This window comes from Burkholderia sp. R-40 (assembly GCF_049942845.1).
GTDB classification, from domain to species: domain Bacteria; phylum Pseudomonadota; class Gammaproteobacteria; order Burkholderiales; family Burkholderiaceae; genus Burkholderia; species Burkholderia ambifaria.
In genome coordinates this window covers 559,525-584,938 of the sequence record NZ_CP187968.1, presented here as the reverse complement: position 1 = coordinate 584,938, position 25,414 = coordinate 559,525, and the positions used below count along the sequence as shown (strand labels likewise).

The 25,414-nt window shown below is 68.6% G+C and carries 28 protein-coding genes; 10 read left to right on the top strand and 18 right to left on the bottom strand.

The genetic code is table 11. From position 1 onward, the window contains the following. The first annotated feature begins 18 nt into the window (after positions 1–18). Positions 19–1,365, top strand: coding sequence for a glutamine synthetase family protein (locus ACP26O_RS19040; RefSeq protein WP_175663465.1), 1,347 nt, complete (start codon positions 19–21; stop codon positions 1,363–1,365). Between the two features lie 341 nt (positions 1,366–1,706). Here the strand turns inward: ACP26O_RS19040 and ACP26O_RS19035 are convergent, their stop codons facing one another. The 5 genes from ACP26O_RS19035 to ACP26O_RS19015 form a co-directional block, all read right to left on the bottom strand. Further along, positions 1,707–2,231: a GNAT family N-acetyltransferase gene (locus ACP26O_RS19035; protein ID WP_175663466.1), complete on the bottom strand. Its 525-nt coding sequence runs from the start codon at positions 2,229–2,231 to the stop codon at positions 1,707–1,709. A 78-nt stretch (positions 2,232–2,309) separates the two neighbouring features. After that, positions 2,310–2,699 (bottom strand): lysozyme inhibitor LprI family protein, encoded by a 390-nt coding sequence (locus tag ACP26O_RS19030; RefSeq protein WP_006751380.1) that lies wholly within the window; start codon positions 2,697–2,699, stop codon positions 2,310–2,312. A 49-nt stretch (positions 2,700–2,748) separates the two neighbouring features. Next, on the bottom strand, positions 2,749–3,510 hold the full coding sequence (locus tag ACP26O_RS19025) for an N-acetylmuramoyl-L-alanine amidase family protein (RefSeq protein WP_175663467.1): 762 nt from the start codon (positions 3,508–3,510) through the stop codon (positions 2,749–2,751). 148 nt (positions 3,511–3,658) lie between these two features. Beyond that, positions 3,659–5,278 carry an NAD(P)/FAD-dependent oxidoreductase gene (locus ACP26O_RS19020; protein WP_175663468.1) on the bottom strand — a complete coding sequence of 540 codons (1,620 nt, stop codon included), beginning with the start codon at positions 5,276–5,278 and terminating at the stop codon, positions 3,659–3,661. Beyond that, a complete protein-coding gene (locus ACP26O_RS19015; protein ID WP_175663469.1) occupies positions 5,278–6,792 on the bottom strand; it encodes a polyamine aminopropyltransferase in 1,515 nt (504 codons plus the stop codon). The genes ACP26O_RS19020 and ACP26O_RS19015 overlap by 1 nt, the downstream gene beginning before the upstream one ends. 136 nt (positions 6,793–6,928) lie before the next feature. Here ACP26O_RS19015 and ACP26O_RS19010 point away from each other — a divergent pair, with 136 nt between their 5' ends. Genes ACP26O_RS19010 through speD form a run of 5 tightly spaced genes read left to right on the top strand, consistent with a single transcriptional unit; the run spans position 6,929 to position 10,453 of the window. Further along, positions 6,929–7,315, top strand: a complete 387-nt coding sequence (locus ACP26O_RS19010; protein ID WP_012366539.1) for a DUF350 domain-containing protein — start codon at positions 6,929–6,931, stop codon at positions 7,313–7,315. Between the two features lie 26 nt (positions 7,316–7,341). Continuing rightward, entirely contained in the window at positions 7,342–8,403 is a 1,062-nt protein-coding gene (locus ACP26O_RS19005; RefSeq protein WP_175663470.1) for an SPFH domain-containing protein, read from the top strand. A 9-nt stretch (positions 8,404–8,412) separates the two neighbouring features. Continuing rightward, the gene (locus ACP26O_RS19000; RefSeq protein ID WP_175663471.1) at positions 8,413–9,933 is read left to right on the top strand and encodes a DUF4178 domain-containing protein; all 1,521 of its coding nucleotides are present in this window, start codon (positions 8,413–8,415) and stop codon (positions 9,931–9,933) included. Beyond that, positions 9,933–10,079, top strand: coding sequence for a hypothetical protein (locus ACP26O_RS18995; RefSeq protein WP_164714756.1), 147 nt, complete (start codon positions 9,933–9,935; stop codon positions 10,077–10,079). Before ACP26O_RS19000 ends, ACP26O_RS18995 begins: the two co-directional genes overlap by 1 nt. Then, positions 10,076–10,453, top strand: a complete 378-nt coding sequence (gene speD, locus ACP26O_RS18990; protein WP_175663472.1) for an adenosylmethionine decarboxylase — start codon at positions 10,076–10,078, stop codon at positions 10,451–10,453. Before ACP26O_RS18995 ends, speD begins: the two co-directional genes overlap by 4 nt. A 7-nt stretch (positions 10,454–10,460) precedes the next feature. Here speD and ACP26O_RS18985 read toward each other — a convergent pair whose 3' ends face one another. Continuing rightward, positions 10,461–10,913: an SRPBCC family protein gene (locus ACP26O_RS18985; RefSeq protein WP_175701126.1), complete on the bottom strand. Its 453-nt coding sequence runs from the start codon at positions 10,911–10,913 to the stop codon at positions 10,461–10,463. 185 nt (positions 10,914–11,098) lie between these two features. Here ACP26O_RS18985 and ACP26O_RS18980 point away from each other — a divergent pair, with 185 nt between their 5' ends. Next, positions 11,099–12,139: a bifunctional nicotinamide-nucleotide adenylyltransferase/Nudix hydroxylase gene (locus tag ACP26O_RS18980; protein ID WP_105786809.1), complete on the top strand. Its 1,041-nt coding sequence runs from the start codon at positions 11,099–11,101 to the stop codon at positions 12,137–12,139. Between the two features lie 74 nt (positions 12,140–12,213). Then, the gene (locus ACP26O_RS18975) at positions 12,214–13,647 is read left to right on the top strand and encodes a nicotinate phosphoribosyltransferase (RefSeq protein ID WP_175663474.1); all 1,434 of its coding nucleotides are present in this window, start codon (positions 12,214–12,216) and stop codon (positions 13,645–13,647) included. Between the two features lie 42 nt (positions 13,648–13,689). On the opposite strand, the gene ACP26O_RS18970 is transcribed toward ACP26O_RS18975, so the two are convergent. Beyond that, positions 13,690–15,147 carry a PLP-dependent aminotransferase family protein gene (locus ACP26O_RS18970; protein WP_426356391.1) on the bottom strand — a complete coding sequence of 486 codons (1,458 nt, stop codon included), beginning with the start codon at positions 15,145–15,147 and terminating at the stop codon, positions 13,690–13,692. Between the two features lie 127 nt (positions 15,148–15,274). Between ACP26O_RS18970 and ACP26O_RS18965 the strand changes: the two genes are divergently transcribed. Next, a complete protein-coding gene (locus ACP26O_RS18965; RefSeq protein WP_175663476.1) occupies positions 15,275–16,162 on the top strand; it encodes a DMT family transporter in 888 nt (295 codons plus the stop codon). A 58-nt stretch (positions 16,163–16,220) separates the two neighbouring features. Here ACP26O_RS18965 and ACP26O_RS18960 read toward each other — a convergent pair whose 3' ends face one another. The 8 genes from ACP26O_RS18960 to ACP26O_RS18925 all read right to left on the bottom strand — a co-directional run bounded on the left by ACP26O_RS18960 (position 16,221) and on the right by ACP26O_RS18925 (position 22,200). Further along, on the bottom strand, positions 16,221–16,838 hold the full coding sequence (locus ACP26O_RS18960) for a hypothetical protein (protein WP_012366530.1): 618 nt from the start codon (positions 16,836–16,838) through the stop codon (positions 16,221–16,223). A gap of 70 nt (positions 16,839–16,908) precedes the next feature. Then, the gene (locus tag ACP26O_RS18955; protein ID WP_011659248.1) at positions 16,909–17,526 is read right to left on the bottom strand and encodes a hypothetical protein; all 618 of its coding nucleotides are present in this window, start codon (positions 17,524–17,526) and stop codon (positions 16,909–16,911) included. Between the two features lie 112 nt (positions 17,527–17,638). Further along, on the bottom strand, positions 17,639–18,259 hold the full coding sequence (locus ACP26O_RS18950) for a hypothetical protein (protein ID WP_175663477.1): 621 nt from the start codon (positions 18,257–18,259) through the stop codon (positions 17,639–17,641). After that, positions 18,256–18,798, bottom strand: a complete 543-nt coding sequence (locus ACP26O_RS18945) for a hypothetical protein (protein WP_175663478.1) — start codon at positions 18,796–18,798, stop codon at positions 18,256–18,258. Before ACP26O_RS18945 ends, ACP26O_RS18950 begins: the two co-directional genes overlap by 4 nt. A gap of 76 nt (positions 18,799–18,874) precedes the next feature. Then, entirely contained in the window at positions 18,875–19,999 is a 1,125-nt protein-coding gene (locus ACP26O_RS18940) for an extracellular catalytic domain type 2 short-chain-length polyhydroxyalkanoate depolymerase (RefSeq protein ID WP_175663479.1), read from the bottom strand. A 175-nt stretch (positions 20,000–20,174) separates the two neighbouring features. Beyond that, on the bottom strand, positions 20,175–20,621 hold the full coding sequence (locus ACP26O_RS18935; protein ID WP_011659244.1) for a lysozyme: 447 nt from the start codon (positions 20,619–20,621) through the stop codon (positions 20,175–20,177). Then, positions 20,605–21,492, bottom strand: coding sequence for a DUF2589 domain-containing protein (locus tag ACP26O_RS18930; RefSeq protein ID WP_244098948.1), 888 nt, complete (start codon positions 21,490–21,492; stop codon positions 20,605–20,607). The genes ACP26O_RS18935 and ACP26O_RS18930 overlap by 17 nt, the downstream gene beginning before the upstream one ends. A 15-nt stretch (positions 21,493–21,507) precedes the next feature. Further along, entirely contained in the window at positions 21,508–22,200 is a 693-nt protein-coding gene (locus ACP26O_RS18925) for a DUF2589 domain-containing protein (RefSeq protein WP_175658928.1), read from the bottom strand. A 282-nt stretch (positions 22,201–22,482) separates the two neighbouring features. On the opposite strand from ACP26O_RS18925, the gene ACP26O_RS18920 reads away from it, so the two are divergent. Then, positions 22,483–23,166, top strand: coding sequence for a helix-turn-helix transcriptional regulator (locus tag ACP26O_RS18920; RefSeq protein ID WP_175663480.1), 684 nt, complete (start codon positions 22,483–22,485; stop codon positions 23,164–23,166). A 50-nt stretch (positions 23,167–23,216) separates the two neighbouring features. On the opposite strand, the gene ACP26O_RS18915 is transcribed toward ACP26O_RS18920, so the two are convergent. The 3 genes from ACP26O_RS18915 to ACP26O_RS18905 all read right to left on the bottom strand — a co-directional run bounded on the left by ACP26O_RS18915 (position 23,217) and on the right by ACP26O_RS18905 (position 25,392). Next, positions 23,217–24,269 carry a hypothetical protein gene (locus ACP26O_RS18915; protein ID WP_175663481.1) on the bottom strand — a complete coding sequence of 351 codons (1,053 nt, stop codon included), beginning with the start codon at positions 24,267–24,269 and terminating at the stop codon, positions 23,217–23,219. A 1-nt stretch (position 24,270) separates the two neighbouring features. Next, a complete protein-coding gene (locus ACP26O_RS18910; protein WP_233465655.1) occupies positions 24,271–24,606 on the bottom strand; it encodes a hypothetical protein in 336 nt (111 codons plus the stop codon). A gap of 441 nt (positions 24,607–25,047) precedes the next feature. Then, on the bottom strand, positions 25,048–25,392 hold the full coding sequence (locus tag ACP26O_RS18905) for a DUF3088 domain-containing protein (protein WP_175663482.1): 345 nt from the start codon (positions 25,390–25,392) through the stop codon (positions 25,048–25,050). Positions 25,393–25,414: the final 22 nt, after the last annotated feature.

Genomic DNA, 25,414 nt, shown 5'->3' with positions numbered 1-25,414 from the left:
ACATGAAAAGGATGAGACATGGCTGACGTCGTTCCCGTGCTGGTCGATGAAGTCCGCGCATTCCGGCAGGCGCATCCCGAGATCCGTTATGTCGACCTGATCTGTCTCGACCTGCCGGGCCACTTCTACGGCAAGCGCTATCCGATCGATGCGCTCGAGAAGGTCGTGGCCGGTGCGCTGCTGAAGCTGCCGCAGAACTGCGTGCTGCTCGGCACGCAGGGCGGCCTCTACAAGATCGGCGATTACTGCTTCAACGACGGCGACCCCGACGCGCCGCGCCGCCTGATCCCCGGCACGCTGAAGCCGGTGCGCTGGGAGCGGCAGCCGCTCGCGCAGATGCTGATCAGCTCCGACGGCACCGATGCGCCGATCGAGTTCGAGCCGCGCGAGGTGCTTGCGCGCGTGCTGCGGCGGTTCGCGGCGCGCGGCATCCGGCCGGTCATCGCGTTCGAACTCGAGTTCTATCTGTTTGCCGCGCAGCTCGCGGACGGGATGCCGCAGTATCCGCGCGACCGCCTGAGCGACGACCGCGACGATCAGCCGAACATGCACATCGAGCGCCTGTCGCGGTTTTCCGACGTGCTGCACGAGATGGTGGAGGCCGCGCGCGAGCAGGGTGTCGACGCGACGGTGATCACGGCCGAGCTCGGGCCCGGCCAGTTCGAGATCAACTTCGGCCATACCGACGATGCGTTGCGCGCGGCCGACTGGTCGGCGCTGTTCTGCCGCAGCACGCGCGGCGTCGCGTTGCGGCACGGCTATCGCGCGAGCTTCATGGGCAAGCCGTACCTGCATGCGCCGGGCAGCGGGATGCATGTGCACGTGAGCCTGTACGACGATGCGGGCCGCAACCTGCTCGCCGCGGACGGGCAGCGGCCGCTGCGGCATGCGGTAGCTGGCTGCCTCGCGCTGCTGCCGCACTGCATGCCGGTGTTCGCGCCGAATCACAATGCGTTCCGCCGCTATGGATCGATGGTGAACGCGGCGAGCCGTGCAAGCTGGGGCTTCGAGGATCGCGACGCGTGCATCCGGATTCCGGATTCGGATGCGCGCAATCTGCGCATCGAGCATCGGCTCGCGAGCGCGGACGCGAATCCGTACCTCGTGCTCGCGGCGATCCTGGCCGGGATGGAGCACGGGCTCGATGCGCAGCTCGAGCCGATCGCGCCGCTCAACGACGATCGCGGCAGCGGGATCGATTTTCCGAAGGAAATGCTGTCGGCCGTCGCGGCGATGCAGGATCACGCGGCCGTGCGCGACGGGCTCGGCAGCGAGTTCGTGATGGTGTATTGCGAGAACAAGCGGCAGGAGGAACTGGATTTTCGCCACGAGATCGGTGCGCGGGAATATCGGTGGTTTCTGTGAGCGCATGACGCGTGACCCCGCAGCGGGTCACGCGCGATCGGCATGCGTCGTCGCGATCGAATGCGCTCAATACTCGGACAGCGGGATCCAGCGATTGTCGTCTTGCACGTCGATGGCCGGCGTCGCGACCGGCGTCATGATCAGCAGTGCGGTCGGGCGTACCGACTGTCTTCACCACGATATGCGTATTGCATGATGTGCCTCCGGTTCGATATCGATCGGTCTGGATGTGTCCGCGATGGGAGTGGACACGAGCACGATATTGGCGTCGAACGCGGGGAGAAATGGAGCGAAGGGATGCGGGGCGTTACGGGGAGGGCGGCGCGGGATGAATGGCCCGGCTACGGTAGCGCGCGCCAATAGCGGACCTCTTCGATCGGTACGCCGTCGATCTCGAACGTCTTGATGTCGCGCTCGGCGATAAAGCCCTCGCGTTCGTAGAACGCCTTCGCGCGACGATTTTCGACCAGCACCCACAGCGACACCCATTCGTGGCCGGCGTCATGCAGCGATCGGCATGCGTGAGCGATCAGCGCGGCGCCGATTCCTCGTCCGCAATGCGACGGATGCAGGTAGATCGCTTCGATCTCGCCCCAGGTCGCGTCCTTGTCGGCGTCGCGTGTCGGGCCATAGGCGATCCAGCCCGATGGCGTGTCTTCCGTGAAGGCGAGCGCGACACGCGGCCGCCCCGCGTCAAGCGCAGCGCGCCAGGCGGCGGCGCGCTGTTCGACCGACAGCGCGGCGAGGAACGGCGCGGGCATGATGCCCGGGTAGGTCGCTTGCAACGATGCGACGTGGATGTCGGCGATGATCGGCGCGTCGGCGGGCGTGGCGGCGCGGATGTCGATCGTCGTATTCGATGCCATGCGTACTCCGCAACGAATATGGTGGGGAAGTGGGTGCCGCGCCGCGAAGCGATTCACGGCACGACACCCGCGCAGCGCTTACTCCCCGAGCTTCGCCGTCACGCACCCGGTGCTCGAGCACTCGCGCTCGCGTTCGCGCAGGAACGACAGGCGCGATTGCGTCGCGTCGATCGCGCACTGGAGGTTCACGAGGTAGCCGTCGTCGCGCGTTTCGCTGCAGCGGTCGTCGCGCTGCTTCATCCACGCGAGCTGGCTCGTCTTGAGCTTCGCCTGCTGGTCGCCGCTCAGGTGCTTGCGCACGCGGCCGTACTGATCGTTCAGTTCGCGGTCGAGCTGCGAGAACTCGTTGCTGCTGCAATACACCTGATCGAACGCGCTGCGCGGTTTCCCGCAGCCGGCCGCATGCGCGGCGAACGGAACGGCAAGCGCGAGCAGCGCAAAGGATGCAAGCAGATTCTTTTTCTTCATGGTGGGGCTCCTCTGGGTAAAAACCGTTGAAATCGACCGGCGCCAGCCTCTACCTGGCCGCCGTACACGCATCGATCCCGCCCGCGATCGCGGTGGCGAGACGCTGGATCGTCTCGCGCTGCGCGAGACGCTTTTCCTCGTCGGGATTGACGATCACGCCGGCCTCGACCAGCACGGCCGGAATCGGCGCGGTGCGCAGCACGACGAGATCGTCGAAGCGATGGATGCCGAGTTGCGGATCGATCAGCGGGCGGTTCTCGCCCTTGATCGGCTGCGCGTGATACAGCGACGGCCGTTCGCCGGCCGCGATCATCCGCTCGGCGATCGACTTCGCGCAACGCAGGCTTTCCGCATAGTGCGGATTGCGCTCCGACACGAACACGGCGAAACCGCGGAATTCGCGTTGCCGCCCCGCGTCGATGAACTGCTGCTGCATCGAATCGTGATGGATCGACACGAACAGGTTCGCGTCGGGCGCCTGCGTCGAACGCTGGTCGAGCGTGATCTCGCGGCCGTCGGCCGACGTACGCAGCACGCGGTCGCCGTGCGTGGCGAGCTTCTCGGCGACGGCGGTGGACAGATCGAGGTTGTACCGGTATTCGACGCGGCCGCTCGCGCCGGTTGCACCCGGATGGGCCGGCGTATGGCCGGTGTCGACGACGATGTAGCGGCCGGACGCGGGCTGCGCGTCCGGGCTGGCGGCATCGGCCGCATGCAGCGCCGGCGGCGCGGCCAGCAGCGGGGCGCACGCGAGCAGGCGCGCGGCGGCGCGAGCGAACGGGCGAAGGCGTCGAACGGTTCGGTGTGTCATTGTTGTTGTCGAGGAGGGGATGCGGCGCGGCGAATGGCCCGGCACCGTCGGCCTGCTCAATGCAGTCGGAATGTCGCGCGATTATAGCGGTTGCCGGCGGCGCCGCAATGACGGAATGCGCGCCGCCGCGTGCGCCGGCAGCCGGCGCTCAGGCGAGCACGCGGCGGGCCGCGAGCACGCCCCAGTACGACGCTTCCTCGAACAGCGACAGCCCGGACAGATCCGCATGCGCGAACACGACGGGGCCGTCGGCCTCGCGCAGCGCGAGCAGCCCCGGCCGGCTCAGGAAGCCGACGTCGGGTGTCGCCATCGCATGACCGCGCACGGTGATCTCGAGCGCGCTCGCATGCTTCCACAGCTCGCGTCCGTACACGGCCTGCAGGTCGATCGCCGCCTGCTCGCGCAACGCGTCGGGTTTCGCCTGCGCGAGCCAGCGGCGCGTGTCGTCCGGCGTGCGCGTGCTCAACGCCTGGTAGGCGGAGAACACCGAGCGCGTCGGCGGCGACATCCGGATCAGCTGGTGCGTCGACACCACATAGCCGAGCCCCGCGCCGTCGTAGACGACGTTGTCCCACGCGAGCGGCACGCCGGCTTCCTCGGCCGGCATCCCGTCGAGCAGGAAGTTGGATACGAGCCACGGCGCGCGTGGCGGCAGGTCGCGCGCGGGATCGAAGCCGTACGCTTGAAGCTGCGGAAACACGCGCGCCGCGACGAACAGCGGCATCGCGCTGACGACGCGTCGCGCCTTCAGCGTGAACGTCGACAGCGTGCCGTCGTCGGCGACGCGCGCGCACAGCACGTCGACGCCGCCCGCGCGTTCGGTCGCGCGCACGGCGAAGCCGTCCCGCGACCACGTGTTCGAACCGGTGCGCGCGGTGATCGAATCGCTCAGCTTCGTCACCATCGCATGCAGCCCGTCGGGCCAGGTCAGCACCGCGCCGTCGCTCGCATTGCGCGCATGGCCGCCGCGTGCCGAGAAATAGTGGAGCCCCGCCCACGCCGACACATGCTCGTAGCCCGCGCCATAGTCGTCGCGGCAGCAGTAGTTCAGGTACCAGTGCAGCGCGTTCGCGGTGTAACCCTCGTCGAGCAGCCACTGCTTGAACGAACGCCGGTCGAGCGCACGCCAGCGCGCGTCGCGTGACGATTCCGCGATCGGAATGCAGAACACCTTGCGGCCGTCCGCGCCGCGCGCGGTGCGCAGGCCGTCCGTGTATGCGAAAAAGCGCGTTTGCTGCGCGAGCGCGTCGGCGTCGAGGCCGGTCGCCGGCACGATGCCGTCCTGCCACTCGCCGCGGATGAACAGCCGTTCGTCGGGCGCGTGCACGAGCACGCGTTCGTCATACACGGGTTGCGCGGAGAACGGCGCCGACTCGATGACGCCGAGATCGGCGAGCATGTCGCGCAGATGCGCGGATTCGAGCGACGGCAGCGGCAGGTAGTGCGCGCCTTTCGGATAGCCGAGCTCGCCGAAGCGGCCGCCGGCCGCATTGCCGCCGAATTCGGGGCCCGCGAGCACGACGAAGCGCGTATGACCGGCGCGCGCGAGCTGCCATGCGCACGACAGGCCGGCCGCGCCGGCGCCGAGGATCGCGACGTCGGTCTCGATCGTGCCGGACGGCGGCGGCAGCGCCGCGTGGTCGCGCAGCGCGTGGCCTTCGCGCATGCCGGGGTAGCCGACGCGCGGCGTCGTCTCGATCCAGCCGGTGCGCCCGCATGCGGCGAGCGACGCGGCGGCGGACGCGACGAGGAAGGTGCGGCGATCCATCAGCGCAGCACGTGCTTCCAGTCGTCGTCGAAGCGGCGCACGAGCGGCTGGTCGTTCAGTTCGTTCGGCGACATCGGCCGCGCCGGCATGTCGGCCGGGAAGTGGAACATCTCGACGGCCGTCTGCGCGTCGAGCCAGCGCGTCGGCACCGAATAATGCGTCGGCACGGTGAAGTCGCGGCGCTTGCCGGCGATCACGAAACCCCAGTCGCCGAACGACGGCACGTAGCAGTGGTACGGCCACGTGTTGAGCCCGGCTTCGTGCAGCGTCGCGACGATCGTCCAGTACGCGTGCGGCGCGAAATACGGCGACGTCGACTGGATTACCGCATAGCCGTTCTCCGACAGGTGGCGCGCGAGCAGCCGGAACACCGGCACCGAATACAGCCGGCCGAGCCCGAAGTTGGTCGGGTCGGGGAAGTCGACGACGATCGCGTCGTACACGTCGGCGCTCGCTTCGAGCCAGCGCACCGCGTCGGCGTTGATCACCTGCACGCGCGGGTCCTTCAGCGCGCCCTGGTTCAGCTTCACGAGCGGCACGGAGGTGGAGAACAGCTTCGTCATCGCCGGATCGAGATCGACGAGCGTGATCTGTTCGAGGTTGCGGTGCTTGAGCAGTTCGCGCACCGCGAGGCCGTCGCCGCCGCCGAGCACGAGCACGCGCTTCGCCCACGGCAGCGCTTCGATCGTCGGATGGATCAGCGCCTCGTGATAGCGATGCTCGTCGCGCGACGAGAACTGCAGGTTGCCGTTCAGGTACAGCCGCATGTCGTCGTGCCACTGCGTGAGCACGATGCGCTGGTACGGCGTGGTTTCCGAATAGACCGTCTCGTCGCCGTACACGCCGTGTTCGGCCCAGTGCGTGATGCGGTCCGACAGCGCGAAGCCGGCGACGAGCAGCCCGATCACGAGCGATGCGCGCATCAGCTTGCCGCGCACGTTGCGGATCTCGTCGCGGAACAGGTGCGTGGTCCACAGCGCGACGAACGCGTTGAGCAGCCCGAACAGGAAGCTCGTGCGCAACAGGCCGAGACGCGGCGCGAGCACGAGCGGGAAGATCAGCGACACGGCGAGCGAGCCGAGATAGTCGAAGGTCAGCACCTCGCTGACGGTATGGCGGAACGCCTGACGGCGCTGCTGGAACGCACGCATCACGAGCGGGATCTCCATCCCGATCAGCAGGCCGAGCGCGAGCACGAGCGCGTAGAGCGCCGCGCGAAACGGCGCGGCCAGCCAGCCGAACACCGCGAACAGCAGCGCGGCCGACACACCGCCGAGCAGGCCGACGAGCAGCTCGATGTCGACGAAGCGGTCGAGCACGTCGTCGTCCTCGACGAACTTCGCGAGCCACGAGCCGATCCCCATCGCGAACAGGTAGCAGCCGATCACCGACGAGAACTGCAGGATCGAATCGCCGAGCAGGTAGCTCGCCAGCGCGCTGCTGATCAGTTCGTAGCCGAGCCCGCACGACGCGAGCACGAGAATCGACAGGACGAGCGCGCGCTTATGCAGCATGGCGCGTCCGTTGTGCAGTGTTCGTCAATGTGGATATACTGGCGCGGCTATCCGTGGGGCGGCCGGGCGCGGGGCGGCGCTCCATGGGCCGACCGGAGAGGGGGCGGCGAAGCGAGCACAAAATCCGAGGAAAAGAATGAATAGTGCCTATCTTTATGCGGTCCATTTACTGTCGGCGTTCGTGCTGCTTTTTGTGTTCGCGGCAGTGTACCTGAAGGTCACCCCGTTCGACGAACTGGCACTGATCCGCGCCGGCAACCCGGCCGCGACGCTGTCGTTCGGCGGCGCGCTGATCGGCTTCTGCCTGACGCTCGCCTCCAGCATCGCGCACAATTCGACGCTCGGCGAAGTCGTGCTGTGGGCCATCGGCGCGATGGCCGTGCAGCTCGTCACCTATGCGGTGCTGACCCGCCTGATTGCCGGCATGAACCACGCGATCGAGGATCGCAACGTCGCGATGGGCGGCCTGATGGGCACCGCATCGCTCGTCGTCGGCATCATCAATGCCGCCTGCCTGACCTGACGCGCCACGCGTTCGAGGAGACCGACATGAGTCTGGGTTCGTTTATCCGCAAGCAGTTCATCGACGTCCTGCAATGGACGGAAGACACCGACGGCGTGCTGGCCTGGCGCTATCCGATGGAAGACCAGGAGATCCAGTACGGCGGCCAGCTGACCGTGCGCGAAACGCAGGTCGCGATCTTCGTCAACGAAGGCAAGGTCGCCGACGTGTTCCAGCCCGGGCTGTACAAACTGGAAACGCGCACGCTGCCGGTGCTCACGTACCTGAAGAACTGGGACAAGTTCTTTCAGTCTCCTTTCAAGTCGGACGTCTACTTCTTCAGCACCCGGCTGCAGCTCGGCCGGCGCTGGGGCACCGCGCAGCCGGTGACGATCCGCGATCGCGAATTCGGCTTCGTGCAGCTGCGCGCGTTCGGCATCTACTCGTACCGGATCGTCGATGCGGCCGCGTTCCACCGCGAGGTGAGCGGCACGCGCGCGCAGTACACGGTCGACGATCTCGAACAGCAGCTGCGCAACCTGGTCGTCACCGCGATGAGCACGACGTTCGGCTCGGCCGACGTGCCGTTCGTCGACATGGCCGCGAACCAGACGCTGCTGTCGCAACGCGTCGCCGAGGCGCTGGTGCCGGTATTCACGCGCTACGGCCTCGCGCTCGATGCGTTCGCGGTCGAAAGCGTGTCGCTGCCGGCCGAGCTGCAGAAGGCGCTCGACCTGCGGATCGGCGCGGGGATGGCCGGCGATCTCGCCCGCGCGACGCAATACCAGACCGCGCAGGCGATCCCGCTGGCCGCGCAGAACCCGGGCGGCATCGCGGGCGTCGGCGCGGGGCTCGCGGCCGGCGCGGTGATCGGCCAGGCGATGGCCGGCCAGATCGCGGGCGCCGCGCACGCGGCGCAAGCGGCGCCGCCCGCGCCCGTCGCGGCACCGGTTGCGGCTGCGCAGCCGGCCGCCCCGACCGCACCGGCCGAAGGGACCGACTACGTGCAGCGCCTCGAGCAGTTGAAGGCCCTGCTCGACAAGGGTCTCGTGACCGAAGAAGACTATTCGCGCGCGAAGGCGGAAATCCTCGCGAAGCTCACCCGGTAAGCGTCACGCATGTTCAGTACTTCGTGCCCCCAGTGCGGCGCGCCGGTCGAGTTTCGCTCGGCGGCGGCGGTGATGGCCGTCTGCGCGTTCTGTCGCAGCACGCTGCTCAAGCGCGGCGCCGACGTCGAACGCATCGGCGAGCTCGCCACGGTGCTCGACGACGCGTCGCCGATCCAGATCGGCACGGCCGGCCGCTACGGCAAGCGCGCGTTCACCGTGCTCGGCCGCATCCAGATGACCTACGACGCCGGCACGTGGAGCGAGTGGTACGTCGTGTTCGACGACGGCGCGTTCGGCTGGCTGTCGGATGCGTCGGGCCAGTACGCGGTCACGGTGCGCGAGCCCGACGATGCGTCCGGCGGCGCGTGGCCGGCGTTCGGCACGCTCGAACCCGGCATGCGGATCGATCACGGCGGCCGCGCGTATCTCGTGTCCGACGTGCGCACCGCACGCTGTACGGGCGGCGACGGCGAGTTGCCGTTCCGTGTCGATGCGGGCTGGGAGGCGCGCGTCGTCGACCTGCGCACCGGCAACGCGTTCGCCACCTACGACTATTCCGACGCCGATGCGAATGGCGGGAGTCCTGCCGTCTATACGGGCGAGGCACTGGAGTTCGACGCGCTCGCGTTCACCGCGCTGCGCGATATCGAAACCGATACGCGCGAGAAACGCGGCGCGGCGATGGTGCCGTTCGCGTGCCCGAGCTGCGGCGCGCCGCTGTCGTTTGCGCCGAACCTCGCCGACTACGTCGTGTGCGGCAGCTGCCACGCGGGCGTGCAATGCACGGCCGAGCAGCAGACCGTCTTCGCCGCGCAGCGCAGGCTCGATGCGGTGAAGGGCGCGCTGGAGCTTGGTGCGACCGGCATGTTCGACGGCGTGAAGTACACGGTGATCGGCATGATGCGTTGCCGCGTGCCGGGCGACGACGAGACGTGGGACGAGTACCTGCTGCTGAACCCGAAGCGCGGCTTCCTGTGGCTCGTACAGAGCGAAGGGCGCTGGGAGCGCGTGCAGGTGCTCGATCACTGGCCGACGATCGGTGGCGAGTCCGACGTGACCGACGACGGCAAGACCTATCGACTGCGCGAGACGTACGACTCGGAAGTCGTGTACGTGGTCGGCGCGTTCAACTGGCGCGTACAGGTCGGCGACCGCACGTCGATCGCCGACTACGGCTGGCAGAAGGACAAGCTCACGCGCGAGCGCAGCGCCGCCGAGATCGTGTGGTCGCGCGCGCGCCCGCTGTCGGCCAGCGCGCTGGCCGAACGCTTCGCCACGCCGGCGCTCAAGACGACGGCCGTTGTGCCCGCAACGGGTTCGGCCGGGAAGTCGACGGGCCTCTTCGATGAAAAGTACCCGCACAGCTTCGCGCCGCTGCCGTTCGTGTTCAGCGCGTTGCTCGTGATCTTCAACATCGGCTCGCTGTTCTCGTTCAGCGGCCGCTCCGTCTTCGTGCTGGTCGGCCTGCTCGTGCTGTGGCTGCCTGAATGGCTGTGGAAAGGCTTCGCATCGGATGGGGGCAACAGCTGATGCGTCACATCCTCTATGGACTCTACGGGCTGATCGTCGTCACGTTGTTCAGTTGCACGTCGCTGGGCGGCGTGAGTTCGGTCGGCAGCGGGTGGGGCAGTTCGTCGGCGCGCAGCGGCTACTCGTCGTACGGGTCGCACAAATGACGGCGCACGAGTGTATCGCCCCGCCGCGCGCGACGCTCGGCTCGCACGTGCTGGCCGATCTCGCCGGCATCGACGCGGCGCTGCTGCGCGATGCGGCGCGGCTCGAAGCGATTCTCGCCGACGCCGCGCAGCGGGCCGGTGCGCGCATGATCGGCGCGCACTTCCATCATTTCGGCGGTGAGCACGGCGTGACGGGTGTCGTGCTGCTCGCGGAGTCACACATCACGATTCATACGTGGCCCGAGCACGGCTTCGCGGCCGTCGACGCGTTCATGTGCGGCGCCGCGCGCGCGGCCGATGCAGTCGACGCGATTGCCGCCGCGCTCGGCACGCACGCGCAGGTCCGGCAGCAGGTCGCGCGCGGCGTCGCGTGAGCGGCGCTCAGCGCGGCAGCGCTTCGGCCTCGGCCCAGCGCTTGAACGAGTCGAGACGCCGGCGCGTGTGCACGAAATAGAACGCGCCGATCAGCGGTTCGAGCAGCCAGCGCAGCCACGCCGGCTGCGCGCGGAAGTGGTACGTGAACTTCACTTCGGTCGTGCCCGGGGTACGCTCGGTGAAGTTCCAGCTGCCGCTGAAGCATTCGAGCACCATCGGCCCGTCGACCATTTCGACGGCCGCGACCTGCGGCGGACGGTACGAGATGTAGCGCGACACCATCGTCGCGCCCGACTGGCTGCGGCAGAACGCGTCGACGCCGACGTCGGCGGTCATTCCGTCGGGCAGATAGGCGTCGGCAAGGAAGCTGTCCCACACGAGCCGCCGCGCGTAGTCCTGCGACCACGTGAAGAGGCGCCTGCGATCGACGCCGACGATCCGACTCACTGAAATTCTCATGATGGATGGCGGGTGCACCGGCGCGGATTGGGATGAAATCGAGTGTAACGCGCCAAAACCGCGCGTTTCGTCAGACTTCGTCAAGTCGAGCGCAGGCTCGATTGACCTTCTCCGGGAATTCCCCTACGATCGATTCCATGCCTTCGGGAAAGACCCGAAGCGTTTCAATCTCTTGAGGGAGCCTCATGAGTACGCAACAGAACCGGCGCTTCGACGCGCTCGTTTTCATTGGTCGTTTCCAGCCTCCGCATCGTGGTCACCTGAACGTGCTGAAGTCGGCACTGAGCCGGGCCGAGCGCGTGTGCGTGCTGATCGGCTCGACCGACAAGCCCCGCACCATCAAGGATCCGTTCTCGTTCGACGAGCGCCGCCAGATGCTGGCCTCGCTGCTCGATGCGTCCGAACGCGAACGCGTGACGATCGCGCCCGTGCAGGACTCGACGTACAACGACGGCGACTGGGTGCGCTGGGTGCAGGATGCCGTGGCCGACGCACTCGGCAGCATCGCGCAACGCAAGGTCGGGCTGATCGGCCATGAGAAGGACGCCACGTCGTATTACCTGCGGATGTTCCCGCAATGGGAGCTCGTTGACGTCGATGCGACCGAAGACATTTCCGCAACCGAAATCCGCGACCAGTATTTCGCCGAACGCACCAACAGCTTCGTGCAATGGGCGGTGCCGGAACCCGTGTTCGGCTGGCTCGAGCGTTTCCGCACGCAGCCGGAATTCGCGCAGCTGAAGGCCGAGGCCGAGTTCATCGCCGCGTATCGCAAGGCATGGGCGGCCGCACCGTATCCGGTCACGTTCGTGACGGTCGACGCGGTGGTCGTGCACTCGGGCCATATCCTGCTCGTGCGCCGGCGCAGCGAACCGGGCCGCGGCCTGTGGGCGCTGCCGGGGGGCTTCGTGGAGCAGGACGAACGGCTCGACGCCGCGTGCATCCGCGAACTGCGCGAGGAAACCGGCCTGAAGCTGCCGGAGCCCGTGCTGCGCGGCTCGATCAAGGATCGCCAGGTGTTCGATCATCCGACCCGCTCGCTGCGCGGCCGCACGATCACGCATGCTTGCCTGTTCAACTTCCCGACCGGCGAGCTGCCGCGCGTGAAGGGCAGCGACGACGCCGACAAGGCGCGCTGGGTGCCGCTCAACGAATTCGCGCAGATGCGCAACGTGATGTTCGAGGATCACTTCGAGATCGCGTATCACTTCCTGGGGAAGCTGTGATCCGCTGATTCCCCGGATACCGGTCCGCTGCGACAGACGCGGCGGCACTTCAACGGCCTAGAGGAGCTCTAGCCATGCAAAACGATCCCGGCGGCTTTGCCGCGGTTCTCGCCAATCCGATCCTCAACACGGATTCGTACAAGGCTTCCCACTTCCTGCAATATCCGCCCGACGCGCAGGCGATGTTCTCGTACGTCGAATCGCGCGGCGGCCGCTACGACCGCACGCTGTTCTTCGGCCTGCAGATGCTGCTGAAGGAATATCTGTGCCGGCCCGTCACGCACGCGATGATCGACGACGCGCGCGACTTCTTCGCGGTGCACGGCGAGCCGTTCAACGAGGACGGGTGGCGTCATGTCGTCGAGCACTACGACGGCTACCTGCCCGTGAGGATTCGCGCGGTGCCCGAGGGCTCGATCGTTCCGGTGCACAACGTGCTGATGACCGTCGAATGCGACGACCCGAAGGTGTTCTGGCTCGCGTCGTATCTCGAGACGATGCTGCTGCGCGTGTGGTATCCGGTGACGGTCGCGACGCGCAGCTGGCACCTACGGCAGACGATCCGCCACTTTCTCGAGAAGACCGACGACGATCTCGCCCAGTTGCCGTTCAAGCTGCACGACTTCGGCGCGCGCGGCGTATCGAGCGCGGAATCGGCCGCGATCGGCGGCGCCGCGCACCTCGTCAGCTTCATGGGTTCGGACACGGTGCTCGGCGTGCTGGCCGCGAACCGCTTCTATCGCGAGCCGATGGCCGCGTACTCGGTGCCGGCGGCCGAGCACAGCACGATCACGTCGTGGGGGCGTGAGCACGAAGCCGATGCGTACCGGAACATGATCAGCCGGTTCGGTCTGCCCGGCGCGATCGTGTCGGTCGTGTCGGACTCCTACGATCTGTTCGCCGCCCTTGAAATGTGGGGCGGTCCGCTGCGCCAGGCGGTGATCGATTCGGGCGCGACGCTCGTCGTGCGTCCCGATTCGGGCGACCCGGTGACGATCGTGCTGCAGACCGTGCGTTCGCTCGACGCATCGTTCGGTTCGACCGTGAACGGCAAGGGGCGACGCGTGCTGAACCGCGTGCGCGTGATTCAGGGCGACGGCGTCGACGAGCTGTCGATCGGCGCGATCCTCGCCGCGCTCGACGACGCGGGCTATGCGGCCGGCAACGTCGTGTTCGGGATGGGTGGCGCGCTGCTGCAGCAGGTGAATCGCGATACGCAGCGCTTCGCGATGAAGTGCTCCGCGATCCGGCGTGACGGCGTCTGGCACGACGTCCGCAAGGATCCGGTCACCGATCAGGGCAAGCGCTCGAAGAAGGGGCGGCTGACATTGCTGCGTAATCGGCGCACGGGCGAGTACCGGACGGTCGCGCTGCCGGTCGCGTGGGACGATCGTGCGCTGGAAGGCGAGTGGGACGACGCGCTCGAAACGGTGTTCGACACGGGGCGGATGCTGGTCGATACGACGTTCGCCGAGGTGCGGGCGAGGGCGCACGCGGCGGAGCGATGAGAGCGGTGGCGGGGCGGTCATTCGCCCCGCCGCGGTCGGCGTTCATCGTTGGCCGGCCAGCGTGCGGCCGCTGCGTTCGGCCGCCCGCGCCGCGTCCATTGCCCGCGCCAGCGCATCGAATACCGCCGGCCCCTTGCAGCGCGACACGTTGAAGCGCATGAACGACGTCGCGCTGTGCGACGCGCTGAACACGTCGCCTGGCGCGAGCACGACATCATGATCGAGCGCATGACGCGCGACCCGCGCCGCATCGAGGCCATCCGGCAGTTCCGCCCACACGAACAGGCCGCCGCGCGGCTCTGTCCAGATCCCGAGCCCGGCGCGCGCGAGCCGCCGGATCGTTTCGCCCATCGCATCAGCCAGTTGCGCACGCAGGCTGTCGAGATGGCGCCGGTACGTGCCGTCGACCAGCAGCCGGTGCACGACGTTCGCGCCGATCTGCGCATTGCCGAACGACGTCGCGAGCTTCAGGTCGACGAGCGCGTCGATCCACTCGGGGCGTGCGGCGACATAGCCGCAGCGGATCGCGGCCGACAGTGTCTTCGAGAAGCTGCTGATCGACACGACGCGCGACAGCCCGTCGAACGCCGCGAGGCGCGGCGCGGGCGTGCTTTCGAAATCCGCGAAGATGTCGTCCTCGACGATCAGCAGGCCGTGCTCGGCCGCCAGCGTCAGCAGCCGGTGCGCGACCGGCGGCGCGAGCGTCGCGCCGGTCGGGTTGTGCAGCGCCGAGTTGGTGATGTACAGGCGCGGCCGGTGCTCGGCGAGCACCTGTTCGAAACGCGCGAGATCGGGGCCGTTCGGCGTGTACGGCACGCTGACGATCCGCGCGCGATGCGCGCGCAGCAGCGCCTGGAAGTTGAAGTAGCACGGGTCGTCGAGCACGACGGTATCGCCCGGCTCCAGCAGCAGCCGGCACACGAGATCGAGCGCATGCGTGCCGCCGTCGGTCAGCATGATCTGCGTGGGCTCCGCCTGCACGCCGTGCTGCGCGAGCCGCCACGCGAGCTGCTGGCGCAACGCGGGCAGCCCGAGCGGCGTCGCGTAGTCGGTCAGCGCGTCGGGTTCGTCGCGCGATACCGCGCGCAGCGCGCGGCGCAGGCTCTCGTCCGGCAGCCACGACGACGGCAGCCAGCCGCAGCCGGGCTTCACGGAGTTCGGCGCCGCCTCGAGCGACTGGCGCGACAGCCACAGCGGATCGAGTTCGCGATCGAGGCGCGGGCCGAGCTCGGCGAGCGCGAGCGGCGGCGCATGGCCCGACACGTAGAAGCCGGAGCCGCGCCGCGCGACCAGCACGCCTTCGCTCGCGAGCCGCTCATACGCATCGACGACGGTCGATTTCGACACGTGCAGCCCATCGGCCATCATCCGGATCGACGGCACGCGCGCGCCGGGCATCAGCGCGCGGCTCGCGATCCGCGCGCGCAGCGTGTCCATCACGGTTTCCACGCGCGTTCGCGACGGCGCGGGCGGGGCAGGGCTTTGCACGGAACGGCTCATGGCGGGAAGGAACTGTACGGTGGGTTGTCCAGTACAGTTTGTCGGAATTGTATTGGGCTGTAGCTTACGCGCTTTTCGCGCACGGCGGATCATCGGTCATCCACCCATTTTTCGACCAGGATTTCCCGTGCAAAAGACGACCGACGGATGGCTCAGCGGCCTGCTGGGCGTGATCATCTTCAGTGGCTCGCTGCCGGCGACGCGCATCGCGGTGCAGGGGCTCGATCCGCTGTTCCTTACGTTCGCGCGCGCGACGATCGCCGGCGTGCTCGGCCTGATGCTGCTCGTCGCGCTGAAGCAGAAGCGGCCGACGCGCGCCGAGACCGTGTCGCTCGTCATCGTCGCGCTCGGGGTCGTGGTCGGTTTCCCGTTGCTGACCGCGCTCGCGCTCAAGCATGTGACGTCCGCGCATGCGATCGTGTTCGTCGGGCTCCTGCCGCTCGCGACCGCGCTGTTCGGCGTCTGGCGCGGCGGCGAACGGCCGCGGCTGCCGTTCTGGATCTTCTCGCTGGTCGGCAGCGGCGCGGTGGCCGCGTTCGCGCTGCGCAACGGCGGCAGCGCGTCGGTGGTGGGCGATGCGCTGATGCTGGCCGCGATCGTCGCGTGCGGGCTCGGCTATGCGGAAGGCGCGCGCCTGTCGCGCCAGCTCGGCGGCTGGCAGGTGATCTCGTGGGCGCTCGTGCTGTCGCTGCCGGTGATGCTGCCGCTCACGGGGCTCACGTGGCCCGCGACGTTCGACGGCGTCGATGCCGCCGCGCTGTGGGGGCTCGCGTACGTGTCGTTGTTCAGCATGTTGATCGGCTTCGTGTTCTGGTATCGCGGCCTCGCACTCGGCGGGATCGCGGGCGTCGGCCAGTTGCAGCTGCTGCAGCCGTTCTTCGGCTTCCTGCTCGCGGCCGGGCTGCTGCACGAGACGGTGCCGCCGTCGATGCTCGTCGTGACGGTCGTGGTGGTCGCCTGCGTGGCGGGTGCGAAATATTTCTCGAAGATGGCGCCCGTGCAGCGCGCAGGCTGACGCGCGTGCGCGCGACGACGTGACGGGTGCCGCCCGTTCGCCGTCGCGCGTGCGCCGCTTACCCCATCACCACGTTCGCGAGCCGGAACTGGTACGCGGTCGCGGTGGTGCCGCCGCCGCCGCCCGTCATCACGATGTCGGCGCGCTTGATCCCGAGCAGCGACAGTTCGGTGTTGATGTCGGACAGCACGGCCGAATTCATCACCGCGCCCTGTTCGATCTGCGACGCGGTGCCGATCCACAGCGTCGGCTTGAACTCGAACACGGCCTTCTGGCCCGGCACGATGCCGGTCTTGTGCGCGAGCAGCCGGTTGTCCTTGAAGACCGACGCGGTGATCGCCCCCTGGCTCAGGTCGTTGCGCAGCTGGATCTCGCGCGACGTCGGCGCCGGGCCGGCCAGAGCGAGCACGTTGCCCGACGTCGAGCGCGACACGTTGAAGAGCTGTCCGTTGTCCGCGCGCTTTTGCGGCATGTAGTTCCCGTCGGCATCGCTCGCAGAGACGGTCGTCAGCATCGGGAACACGAACGGATGGTTGTCGCCACGTCCGCAGTTGGTGATGACCTTCCACGCGATCGCGAGCTCGTCGAAGTCCGTCGACACGTTCTTCTGGAAGATCACGATCTGACTGTTGTTGACGTCGTTCGACAGATTGACGAAGTTGAGATTGATGTCCATGAGTCACCTTGATTCGATTCGGATAACTGATTGATAGGGCGCCGGCCATGCGTTGCCGGCGCACGAACCGTTACGCCATCACCACGTTTTCCAGCCGGAACGTGAACGGCAGCGAGCGCGGGCCCGGGCCGCCGCCGGTCATCACGATGTCGGCGCTCGCGATGCCGAGCAGCGACAGTTCCGTGTTGATGTCGGAGATCACGGCGGAATTCATCAGCGCGCCCTGTTCGATCTGCGACGCGACGCCGATCCAGATCGTCGGCTTGAACTGGAACACGGCCTTCTGGCCCGGCGCGACGGACGTCTTGCGCGCGAGCGCGCTGCCGTCCTTGTAGATCGTCGCGTTGATCGCGCCGGCCGGCAGGTCGTTGCGCACCTGCACCTCGGCGCTCGCGCCCGGATCGCCGCCGAGCTGCAGCACGTCGCCGGAGCTGGAGCGCACGACCTGGAACACCTGGCCGTTGTTCGCGATCTGCTGCGGCATGTAGTTGCCCCAGCTGTCGCTCGCGCTCACGCTCATCGTCATCGGGAACTTGAACGGATGGTTGTCGCCCTGGCCGCAGTTGCGGATCACCTTCCACGCGATCGCGAGTTCGTCGAAGTCGGTCGCCACGTTCTTCTGGAAGATCACGACGCTCGAGTTGTTCGCGTCGTTCGAGCGGTTGATCAGGTTCAGTTGGATATCCACGTCGTTGCTCCTTGAGTTTGAAAAAAACGGCAGTCGGTCTGCCGCACACCTTTCCCGCCGGCCCGGCCGCGAGGCCGTGCCGTCAAGCCGGTCCAAACGGTATCGGGCGGCGCTACGCGCGCACGATGTGCTCGAGCGCGAACGCGAACGGCTGCGCGTCGGCGCCGGTGCCGCCGCCCGTCATCACGATGTCCGCCGCGGCCACGCCCGCCAGGGGCAACTGCGTGTTCGCGCTCGACATCACCGCCGCGTGCAGCGCGCGGCTTTCCTGCACCTGCGATGCCACGCCGATCCACAGCGTCGGCGTGAAGCGGAACACGGCCTTCTGCCCGGGCGCGACCGCTTCCTTCACCGCGATCAGCCGGCCCGCGCTGAATGCATTGACGTTCACCGCGCCGCGCCGCATCCGGTTGACGACCTCGATGTCGCCGCCCGCTGCGTCGGCCGGGTCGGGCACGAGCCGGCCGCGTCCGGTCGGCTGCGGGTCCACGACGAAGCGCACGCCGGCGGGCGCCGTGACGCGCGGCGAGAAGTTGCCGTGCTCGTCGCCGAGCGCGACGTCGATGTCGGTCGAGTAGTCGAACGGATGAAAGCAGTCGCGTCCGCAGTAGCGAACCACCTTCCACGCGATCGCGAATGCGTCGAGATCGGGGATCACGTCGCGCTGGAACAGCACGACTTCGCTGTTGCCGAGGTCATTCGAGCGATTGATGAAGCGTAGCTTGATGTTCATGGTGCTTGCTCCTGATCGGGCGTGCCGCGTTCGTCGCGCAGCGTGCGGTCGGCCCACTGCGCAAGCGCGGGCGGGACGCCGTTCGCGAGCGACGCGACGTGCAGCGCATGCGCACGCGCCTGCGCCTGCAGGTCGCCGGCGAAGCGGCCGAGCGCCATCGCGGCATCGGCCGGCCCGCGCGTGCGGCCGAGATCATCGAGGTATTGCGCGGCGGCATCGGCCATCGCGCCCGCATGCTGCAGGTGGCTCTGCGTGAAGCGCGTGGCGAGATCCGCGTTCAGCGCCGCCAGCTCCTTGACTGCGGCGGCCGAACTGCCGAGCCCGAACCGTTCGAGCTGGCCGCGCCACAACGCGTCGGTCGCGGCCTGGCAGGCATCCGTGTAGCGGTGGCCGGCGAGCAGCGCGGTGTGCGCGAACGCGCGCCACGCGGGGGCGCCGGGCGTGCCGCCGGTGCCGGTCGTCTGCGCGGCGAGCGTGCCGAACAGCTGGAGCGCGTCGGCGTGCGCGCGTTCCCATTGGGCGATGAACGTGGAGAACATGGCGATTCCTCGTGATGAAGGCGCGATGAAGGAGCAATGACGGCGCAATGGCGGCGCGATGGCGGCCGGGACGCGATTACTGACGCGCGGCGCCGAGGCGCTGCACCATCCGCATCACGGCGGCCATTTGCGGCGCGTCGCGGCGGTAGAAGCCCGGGTTGAGCGGATTGGCGCTCGTATAGCCCCAGAAATCCCAGCAGCCGAGCGGATTGACGGCCGATTTCTCGACCTGCGGATAGAGCACGATCAGCCGGTTCGTATCGGCGATCTCGTTGTAGCCGACGCCGCGAATCATCCGCTCGCCGACCGTCGCGACGTTCTGCACGCAGCCGTGGAACACCACGTGCACCGCGCATGTCACGCGCTCGCAATCGGCCGGCACGTACGCATAGCCGGTATCGCCGAGCGACGCCGCGCGCCGCGGATCGAACGCGCGCTGGTCGAACGCCAGCAGCTTGCCGCCTGCCTGCGCGGCCGGCGGATTGAGCGGCTTGTCGGGCGTGCCGTAGATCCAGCGCACGATGTCGTGCGCCTGTTCGAAGCCGCAGTTGTCGATATACGGGCTCGCGTTCGCGCTGCACGCGTTGTCCTCGGGACGGTTCGTGATGAACGCGTGCCCGGCGTCCGGCGATGCGCGGTACTGGAGGTTCGCGGCCGGCACCTGCGCGAGCGTGTAGAAGCGCGCGGTCTGGTCGACGACGCGCGTCGACACCACCGTATCCTTCGCGCCGCTGAACACGTAGATGCGCTGGCCGCGCAGCGCGGCCGGATCGTCGATCTCGCCACGCTGCGCGAAGGTGCGCGCGGCGCGCCATGCATCGGTCGCGGACGGCGCGGGGCCGATCGGCTGCATGCACAGCGTTGTCGCGGCCACCGCCGGCGGGATCAGCGGGTTCACGCCCGCGCAATAGAACGGGCCTCCCGCGACGATGCCCGCGCCGATCAGCCGGCTCGAGAACGCGACGTCGAACTGCGCGGCCATGAAGCCGCCGGACGACAGCCCCGACACCGACGTGCGCTGCAGGTCGGCCGCATAGGCGGGCAACGGATCGGCGGAAGCGGCGACGGCTTGCGGCGCGCCGGAAGCCACCGCGGCCGCGGCGGCGAACGCGACGCAGACGGTGCGCAGCGCGTCGCGCATGGCGAGCGAAACGGCGAAGCGGGGCGGCATCGTGCGGCCGGGCGAGCGGGTGATGTTCATGCGAGGCTCCTGTTGTCGTGGCGAATGGCGGATGACGAATCGTTGTAACGGATCGGGTGCGGCAAGACCGGACTTCAGCGACGGTTTCAGCTTACGGGCACGCGACGACTTGCGAAATGGCGCGAACGGCATGCGCGGCGACCCGTGACGTTCGGCCGGTGCGGCGTCACGGCGCTCATGACAGAAACAGCGCGCGCTCGGCCTGGCGGCGCTTCGTGAGCCCCGCGAGCGGCTTGCCGCCGGCCTTGTTCCAGACGAGGAACTGGTCGGCCGCACGCGTGCGCGCGCCGGCGTTCAGGTAGCGCAGCAGCGTCGACGAGCGCAGCCGTCCCGCGCCGAGATTGAAGACGAACGACATCAGCGCGTCGAACTGCTGCTGCGTGACCGGCACGTGCAGCAGCTTGCGCAGGTTCAGCTCGGCGCCGCGCAGGTCGCGGCGCAGCAGCGCCTCCGCTTCGGCGGGCGTGAGCGGGCGCGTGAAGCGCTCGTTCGGCAGGATCAGGTGCCCGTAGCCGATCGTCGGCTTGCCGACCGCGTCGAGATAGCGCGCGAGGCGCAGCCCCTCGAACTGCTTGATCAGCGCGATGCCCTGCGCACCGGTGCGTTCAGGCTGGTTCGCCATCGTCGTTCTCCTTGCTGCCCGGCCGTGCGCGCGGCACCAGGCGATGCGTGTATTCGTCGATCACGCGCATGATCGCTTCGGGCGGCGCGAGCGCCACGAACTGCATTTCGATGTCGATATGCTCGGTGTCGCGCTGCCGCGTATTGCCCTGCGCGTCCTTTTTCGCCGAACGCGGCGCGAACGTCACGTAGAAGCGGCTGCGCTGGTCGTCGTCGCCCGAGATGCCGCCGGCCGGCAGCGCCTCGGTGAAGTCGCCGCGCACGGTCAGGTGCACGATCATCCGGTCGAGCGCGAGCCCGCGTGGCGTGGCGAGCGCGACGAGCGGCACCGGCATCGTGTGCTCCGCGTCGAGCGCGACCGTGACCTCGCGCGGCGCGAGCAGGCCGTCGTCGCGCCGGTCGAAGAACTGGTCGAGCACGGCCGTGTACTGGTGCGCGAGCAACTGGTTCGCGGCGGCGGCGGCGTGCTGCATCCCGCGCGCGATCTCGTCGAGCGCGATGCCGCGCGGCGGCGGGCGCGCGTCGTCGGCCGGCATGCCGGGCGGAGGGGCGGGTGGGGCGGGTGGGGCGGGCGGCAGGCTGTCGGCGGACGCGTCGGGCGCGGTGGCTGGTGCGTCATGCGTGCCCGGTGCGGCGCCGGCCGGCCAGCCGGCGTCATCGGGCGGCACGTGGCGCGCCGGATCGGCACCTATCGCCGCCGGTGCAGCGGCACCCGCGCCCGCGCCGGCGCCGGCATGGCCCGCTGCCGGCGTGGCCGGCGGCGGGACCGGCCCGTCGGGTTCCTGCCGGGCGTTGCCGCCGCCCGGACGCGGATTCCCGTCGTCGTGCGTGCCGCCGCCCGCGCGGCGCGACCGTCTGAAGAGCCTGAACATGGCCGGTCCACGCGCTTACGCGTGCGCCGGCTGCCGGGCATCCGCACCGGCAGCGGCCGGCGCGGCCGCGCTGCCGCCGGATCCGGACGCGTCGCCGACCAGCTTGCCGTCGGTCGGCGTCGCCGGCAGCGGCTTCACGTCCTTCGCGTTGCCTTCGGTGACCACCGGCTTGGTCGCGGCTTCGGTCAGGAAGTCGATCACGCGCATCAGCGCTTCGGGCGGCGACTGGCGCTTTACCTGCGTATGGATCGAGTATTTCGCGCGCGTGTCGGTGCTGCGCGTCTGCTCCGCCTTGTGCGACACGCGCCCCGATACGCTCACGCTGATCGGCCCCCAGCCGAGCTTCGCCTGGAATTCGCCGCCGGCCTCGGTCGACGACGACGCCTTCTCCGACTGCGTGATCTCCATCTCGAAGTCGATCGTGCCCTCCTCGATCGCGATGATCGGGTGGACGATCGCCGCGAGCAGCGGGATGCGCATGGTCTTCTGCACGACGCCTTTCGACACGCCGCTTTCGTCCACCAGCGTCTCGTCGTAGTCGAACTGGACGGCCACGGCCTTGCCGCCCTGGATGCAGACCTGCATCAGGAAATCCGCGTAGCTCTTCGCGGCCTGCGTCTGCGCGCTGATCATCGCCTTTAAAGGGCCGGCGATCATTTGGTCCATGGGTAAAGCGTTAATGACCGAGCCGATGAAATTCGCGTCCATGAATAAACTCCTCTTCGTGTCGAAGACAACGGAAATTCGCTGTCGTTATTCACGTTAGGAAATTTAAAACGGTTACCCAATATGACGTCCGTCACGGCCGGCGGCCCGGGCCGGCCCGCGACGGGCATCGGCGCGCGTGGCGGGGGCCCGGCGCGGACGAATTAGGCCATTCGTCACGGAGCGACGAGCCTAGTGCGCGGTGCGTGAAACAGCGGTAAAAAAACGCCGGGTAGGGAAGTAAAAAAAACAAACCGAGCAGCCCGATTTCGAGGAAACCGCGCAATGAACGTTCTAATGATCGATAGCCCGCCGTTATTCGTCGCGGGTGTAGCGGACGTACTGTGTAAACGCGATGTCAACTGGCATGTGTGGTCGGCTCGCTGTCCCGAGGACGTCTTGCGCCTGCGCGATGCGTTGCTGCCCGAGACGGTGGAGGCAATCACGATCGAATGCGACGAGCACGCCGCGCGGCCGAGCTGGCCGAACGTGCTGCACGAGACGTTCGCCGGCGCGCCGTGGCTGTGCGTGGCGACGGCCGTGTGCCGCCGCACGATTGCCGATGCGCTGCTGGCGGGGGCCGCCGGCATCATCGACCGGCACGCGAGCGCCGACGAGTTCGCGGATGCGCTCGGCCGGGTGGCGGCCGGTGCGATCTACGTGCCGCCGAACGATGGCGGCGCGACGCAGGCGCGCCCGGGCGGCCTGCCGGCCGGCGACGATCGCGCGTTCGAGCGCCTGACGCCGCGCCAGCGCGACGTGCTGCGCCTGTTGGCCGAGGGCAAGTCGAACAAGCAGATCTGCCGCGTGCTGAACGTCGCGGAGGGCACGATCAAGAATCATCTGTATGCGCTGTTTCGCCAGATCGGCGTGAGCAACCGGACCGAGGCCGCATTGTGGCTCGCGCGCCACGTGTCGTCCGATTCAGCCGGCTTCCCGTTTGCGCCGGCCAGCCATGCGCCCGGCTGATGCGTGTGACGGGCGCACCGGCCGGGCCGGCGCGCGAGTTCGGCGTCGCGCTATTGGCGGGGCGCGTCGGGCGGGAGCGGATCGTCCGCGGCCGAGGGGACGGGATGGGCCGCGAGCATCGCGCGCGTGAACTCGGCGAGGCGCGCCCGGACGACGTCGGCGGACGCCGCGCCGTCGAGCGATTGCTGCAGGTCGAGCAGCCTCGCCGCCAGTTCGCCCTGCCATTGCGCGCGTTCGCCGGCCGCGCGCGCGCGATTCGCGGCGAGCGTCGCGCCGACCTCGGCCGAGCGATCGCCCTGCACGAGCGTCTCGAGCGTTTCGACGAGCCGCTGCAGCACGCGGTGCACGGCCGTCGCCGAGAAGCCGCCGAGCATCGCGAGCGCCGGCCGCCCGAAGCTGTGCATGCTGCCCTGCGCGAACAGCTGCGCCGGCAGCATCTCGACGAGGATCAGGCCGGCGATCACGCCGAGAATCAGCCGTGCACCGTACGATGCGTCGTACTTTGGATCGTAGGTTGACGCGGCGACATAGTGGTGCGCCTGGAACAGCGTCGCGAACGAGGCGCCGAGGCCTGCGCAGCACAGCAGGAACGTCGTGTTCCACAGCAGCTGCATGCCGTTGGATTGCAGGAAGCCGCGCGCGATGTTCTCGCCCGACACCTGCGGCGACAGGCTCGTCAGCACGACCGCGAGCAGGAAGCCGAGCGCCGAGCCAGTCAGCAGCCGGATCAGCGGCACCGGGCCGAGCCACGCGAACGGGTGCGCCTGGCGCCGGTGCATGTCGAGCAGCGCGACCGCTTGCGGCGTCGCGGGCGCGACGAGCGTCGCGAGCTTGCGGTGGATCGCGGCGAGCGCGTGCTGCTGCGCGGGCGCCAGCGGCGTGGCGGCCGATGCGCCGGCCGAACAGGCGGCCGAACAGGCGGCCGCGATCAGAGCCGCGAGCCGCGCGACGAGTTCGGGCTCGATCGGCAGCCCGTGATGGAGCGCATAGCGCGCCATCGCCTCGCATTCGTCGCACAGCTGCGCGGCGAGATCGTCTGGTGCGCGTGGCGCCGCCGGCATCGCCTGCCGCGCGCGCCAGCGGCCGAAGCGGGAGGCGCCCATGTCACGGTGTACCGTCCGCGCCCGGCACGTCCACGTCGAACGCGTGGATTGCGACGCGTTCGCGATCCGAGCTCGACAGGTGACGCACGCACGGCGCTTCGGCGATGCGCTGCCAGCGCGTTCGCGTGCGGTCGACCGCGAACACGACGACTTTGCCATTCTTCGCGGCTTGCCATGCGAGGTTCAGCAGCAACGACACGCGCGGCGCGCCGGCGTCGTCATCGATCACGAGGTCGACGGCATGCCGCGTCGCGCGCGTGCCGTTCCGACGGATCGTGTCGCGGAGCGCCGCGAGATCGTCCTGGTAGTCACTGCCGGTGGTGAGTCGAAGTTGCACGATGTCCACTCCTGTCGATAACCCGGTGTCGCTCGGCCGTCGAGACGGCGCGCGGATCGAAGCGGACGCGCAGCCGTTTGGCCACTGTGCGCGGCGCGCGGCGGGTGAACAATGCGGCGGAAGTCATGGCCATCGGTGTGACCGAACACCCGGGAAGCAGGTGCCGGATGCGGCGGACGCAGGCGGCGCAGGATGTGCAGCGGCGTCACGCGACGCGCATGCGTCGTGCGACTGCGCATGAAGGCTTGGCAACTTCGACGGCGTGCTTCATGCGTCGTCGAGCAGCACGCCTGCGCCGCGCCGAAAAACACAACGGCCAGGCTTGCCGGCAGCGGCAAGCCTGGCCGTTGGCGTTGCTGCCGCCGAACGCGTGTTGCTCGAATGTGTCGAGTGCGATCAGGGTACCGATCGCCTGCCGGCGGTAAATCAGCCGCGGCGTGCTTACGCGACGTGCGCGACGCCGTATTGCGACGACAGATAGCGCCGGATGTCGGCCGGCGAATCGATGAAGCGGCGGCCGTCGTGTTCGCGAATCGCGATCGCGTCGTCCTTCGGCATCCGCCCGTCGCCGAGCACGAGCACCGGCGCCGACTGGTTGTCCGCGCCGATCAGCGCGACGATCGGCTGGCGCGGCCGCGGCGCGTCGACGTACTCGACCGTGACGGCGTCGCGCAACTGCGGATAGAAGCTCAGCAGCCCTTCGACGGCGACCGAGTCGCCGCAGTAGAACGGACCTTCGGAGTCCTTGAAAAAGCCGGGACGGAGAATGAACAGTGTGTCTTTCATGATGATCTCGCTATCGGTGGTG

What these genes read in the sequence shown, in the direction of transcription:
- ACP26O_RS19040 (WP_175663465.1), top strand. Translation starts at nt 19, where the DNA reads ATGGCTGACGTCGTTCCCGTGCTGGTCGATGAAGTCCGCGCATTCCGG.
- ACP26O_RS19035 (WP_175663466.1), bottom strand. Translation starts at nt 2,231, where the DNA reads ATGGCATCGAATACGACGATCGACATCCGCGCCGCCACGCCCGCCGAC.
- ACP26O_RS19030 (WP_006751380.1), bottom strand. Translation starts at nt 2,699, where the DNA reads ATGAAGAAAAAGAATCTGCTTGCATCCTTTGCGCTGCTCGCGCTTGCC.
- ACP26O_RS19025 (WP_175663467.1), bottom strand. Translation starts at nt 3,510, where the DNA reads ATGACACACCGAACCGTTCGACGCCTTCGCCCGTTCGCTCGCGCCGCC.
- ACP26O_RS19020 (WP_175663468.1), bottom strand. Translation starts at nt 5,278, where the DNA reads ATGGATCGCCGCACCTTCCTCGTCGCGTCCGCCGCCGCGTCGCTCGCC.
- ACP26O_RS19015 (WP_175663469.1), bottom strand. Translation starts at nt 6,792, where the DNA reads ATGCTGCATAAGCGCGCGCTCGTCCTGTCGATTCTCGTGCTCGCGTCG.
- ACP26O_RS19010 (WP_012366539.1), top strand. Translation starts at nt 6,929, where the DNA reads ATGAATAGTGCCTATCTTTATGCGGTCCATTTACTGTCGGCGTTCGTG.
- ACP26O_RS19005 (WP_175663470.1), top strand. Translation starts at nt 7,342, where the DNA reads ATGAGTCTGGGTTCGTTTATCCGCAAGCAGTTCATCGACGTCCTGCAA.
- ACP26O_RS19000 (WP_175663471.1), top strand. Translation starts at nt 8,413, where the DNA reads ATGTTCAGTACTTCGTGCCCCCAGTGCGGCGCGCCGGTCGAGTTTCGC.
- ACP26O_RS18995 (WP_164714756.1), top strand. Translation starts at nt 9,933, where the DNA reads ATGCGTCACATCCTCTATGGACTCTACGGGCTGATCGTCGTCACGTTG.
- speD (WP_175663472.1), top strand. Translation starts at nt 10,076, where the DNA reads ATGACGGCGCACGAGTGTATCGCCCCGCCGCGCGCGACGCTCGGCTCG.
- ACP26O_RS18985 (WP_175701126.1), bottom strand. Translation starts at nt 10,913, where the DNA reads ATGAGAATTTCAGTGAGTCGGATCGTCGGCGTCGATCGCAGGCGCCTC.
- ACP26O_RS18980 (WP_105786809.1), top strand. Translation starts at nt 11,099, where the DNA reads ATGAGTACGCAACAGAACCGGCGCTTCGACGCGCTCGTTTTCATTGGT.
- ACP26O_RS18975 (WP_175663474.1), top strand. Translation starts at nt 12,214, where the DNA reads ATGCAAAACGATCCCGGCGGCTTTGCCGCGGTTCTCGCCAATCCGATC.
- ACP26O_RS18970 (WP_426356391.1), bottom strand. Translation starts at nt 15,147, where the DNA reads ATGAGCCGTTCCGTGCAAAGCCCTGCCCCGCCCGCGCCGTCGCGAACG.
- ACP26O_RS18960 (WP_012366530.1), bottom strand. Translation starts at nt 16,838, where the DNA reads ATGGACATCAATCTCAACTTCGTCAATCTGTCGAACGACGTCAACAAC.
- ACP26O_RS18950 (WP_175663477.1), bottom strand. Translation starts at nt 18,259, where the DNA reads ATGAACATCAAGCTACGCTTCATCAATCGCTCGAATGACCTCGGCAAC.
- ACP26O_RS18945 (WP_175663478.1), bottom strand. Translation starts at nt 18,798, where the DNA reads ATGTTCTCCACGTTCATCGCCCAATGGGAACGCGCGCACGCCGACGCG.
- ACP26O_RS18940 (WP_175663479.1), bottom strand. Translation starts at nt 19,999, where the DNA reads ATGAACATCACCCGCTCGCCCGGCCGCACGATGCCGCCCCGCTTCGCC.
- ACP26O_RS18935 (WP_011659244.1), bottom strand. Translation starts at nt 20,621, where the DNA reads ATGGCGAACCAGCCTGAACGCACCGGTGCGCAGGGCATCGCGCTGATC.
- ACP26O_RS18930 (WP_244098948.1), bottom strand. Translation starts at nt 21,492, where the DNA reads ATGTTCAGGCTCTTCAGACGGTCGCGCCGCGCGGGCGGCGGCACGCAC.
- ACP26O_RS18925 (WP_175658928.1), bottom strand. Translation starts at nt 22,200, where the DNA reads ATGGACGCGAATTTCATCGGCTCGGTCATTAACGCTTTACCCATGGAC.
- ACP26O_RS18920 (WP_175663480.1), top strand. Translation starts at nt 22,483, where the DNA reads ATGAACGTTCTAATGATCGATAGCCCGCCGTTATTCGTCGCGGGTGTA.
- ACP26O_RS18915 (WP_175663481.1), bottom strand. Translation starts at nt 24,269, where the DNA reads ATGGGCGCCTCCCGCTTCGGCCGCTGGCGCGCGCGGCAGGCGATGCCG.
- ACP26O_RS18905 (WP_175663482.1), bottom strand. Translation starts at nt 25,392, where the DNA reads ATGAAAGACACACTGTTCATTCTCCGTCCCGGCTTTTTCAAGGACTCC.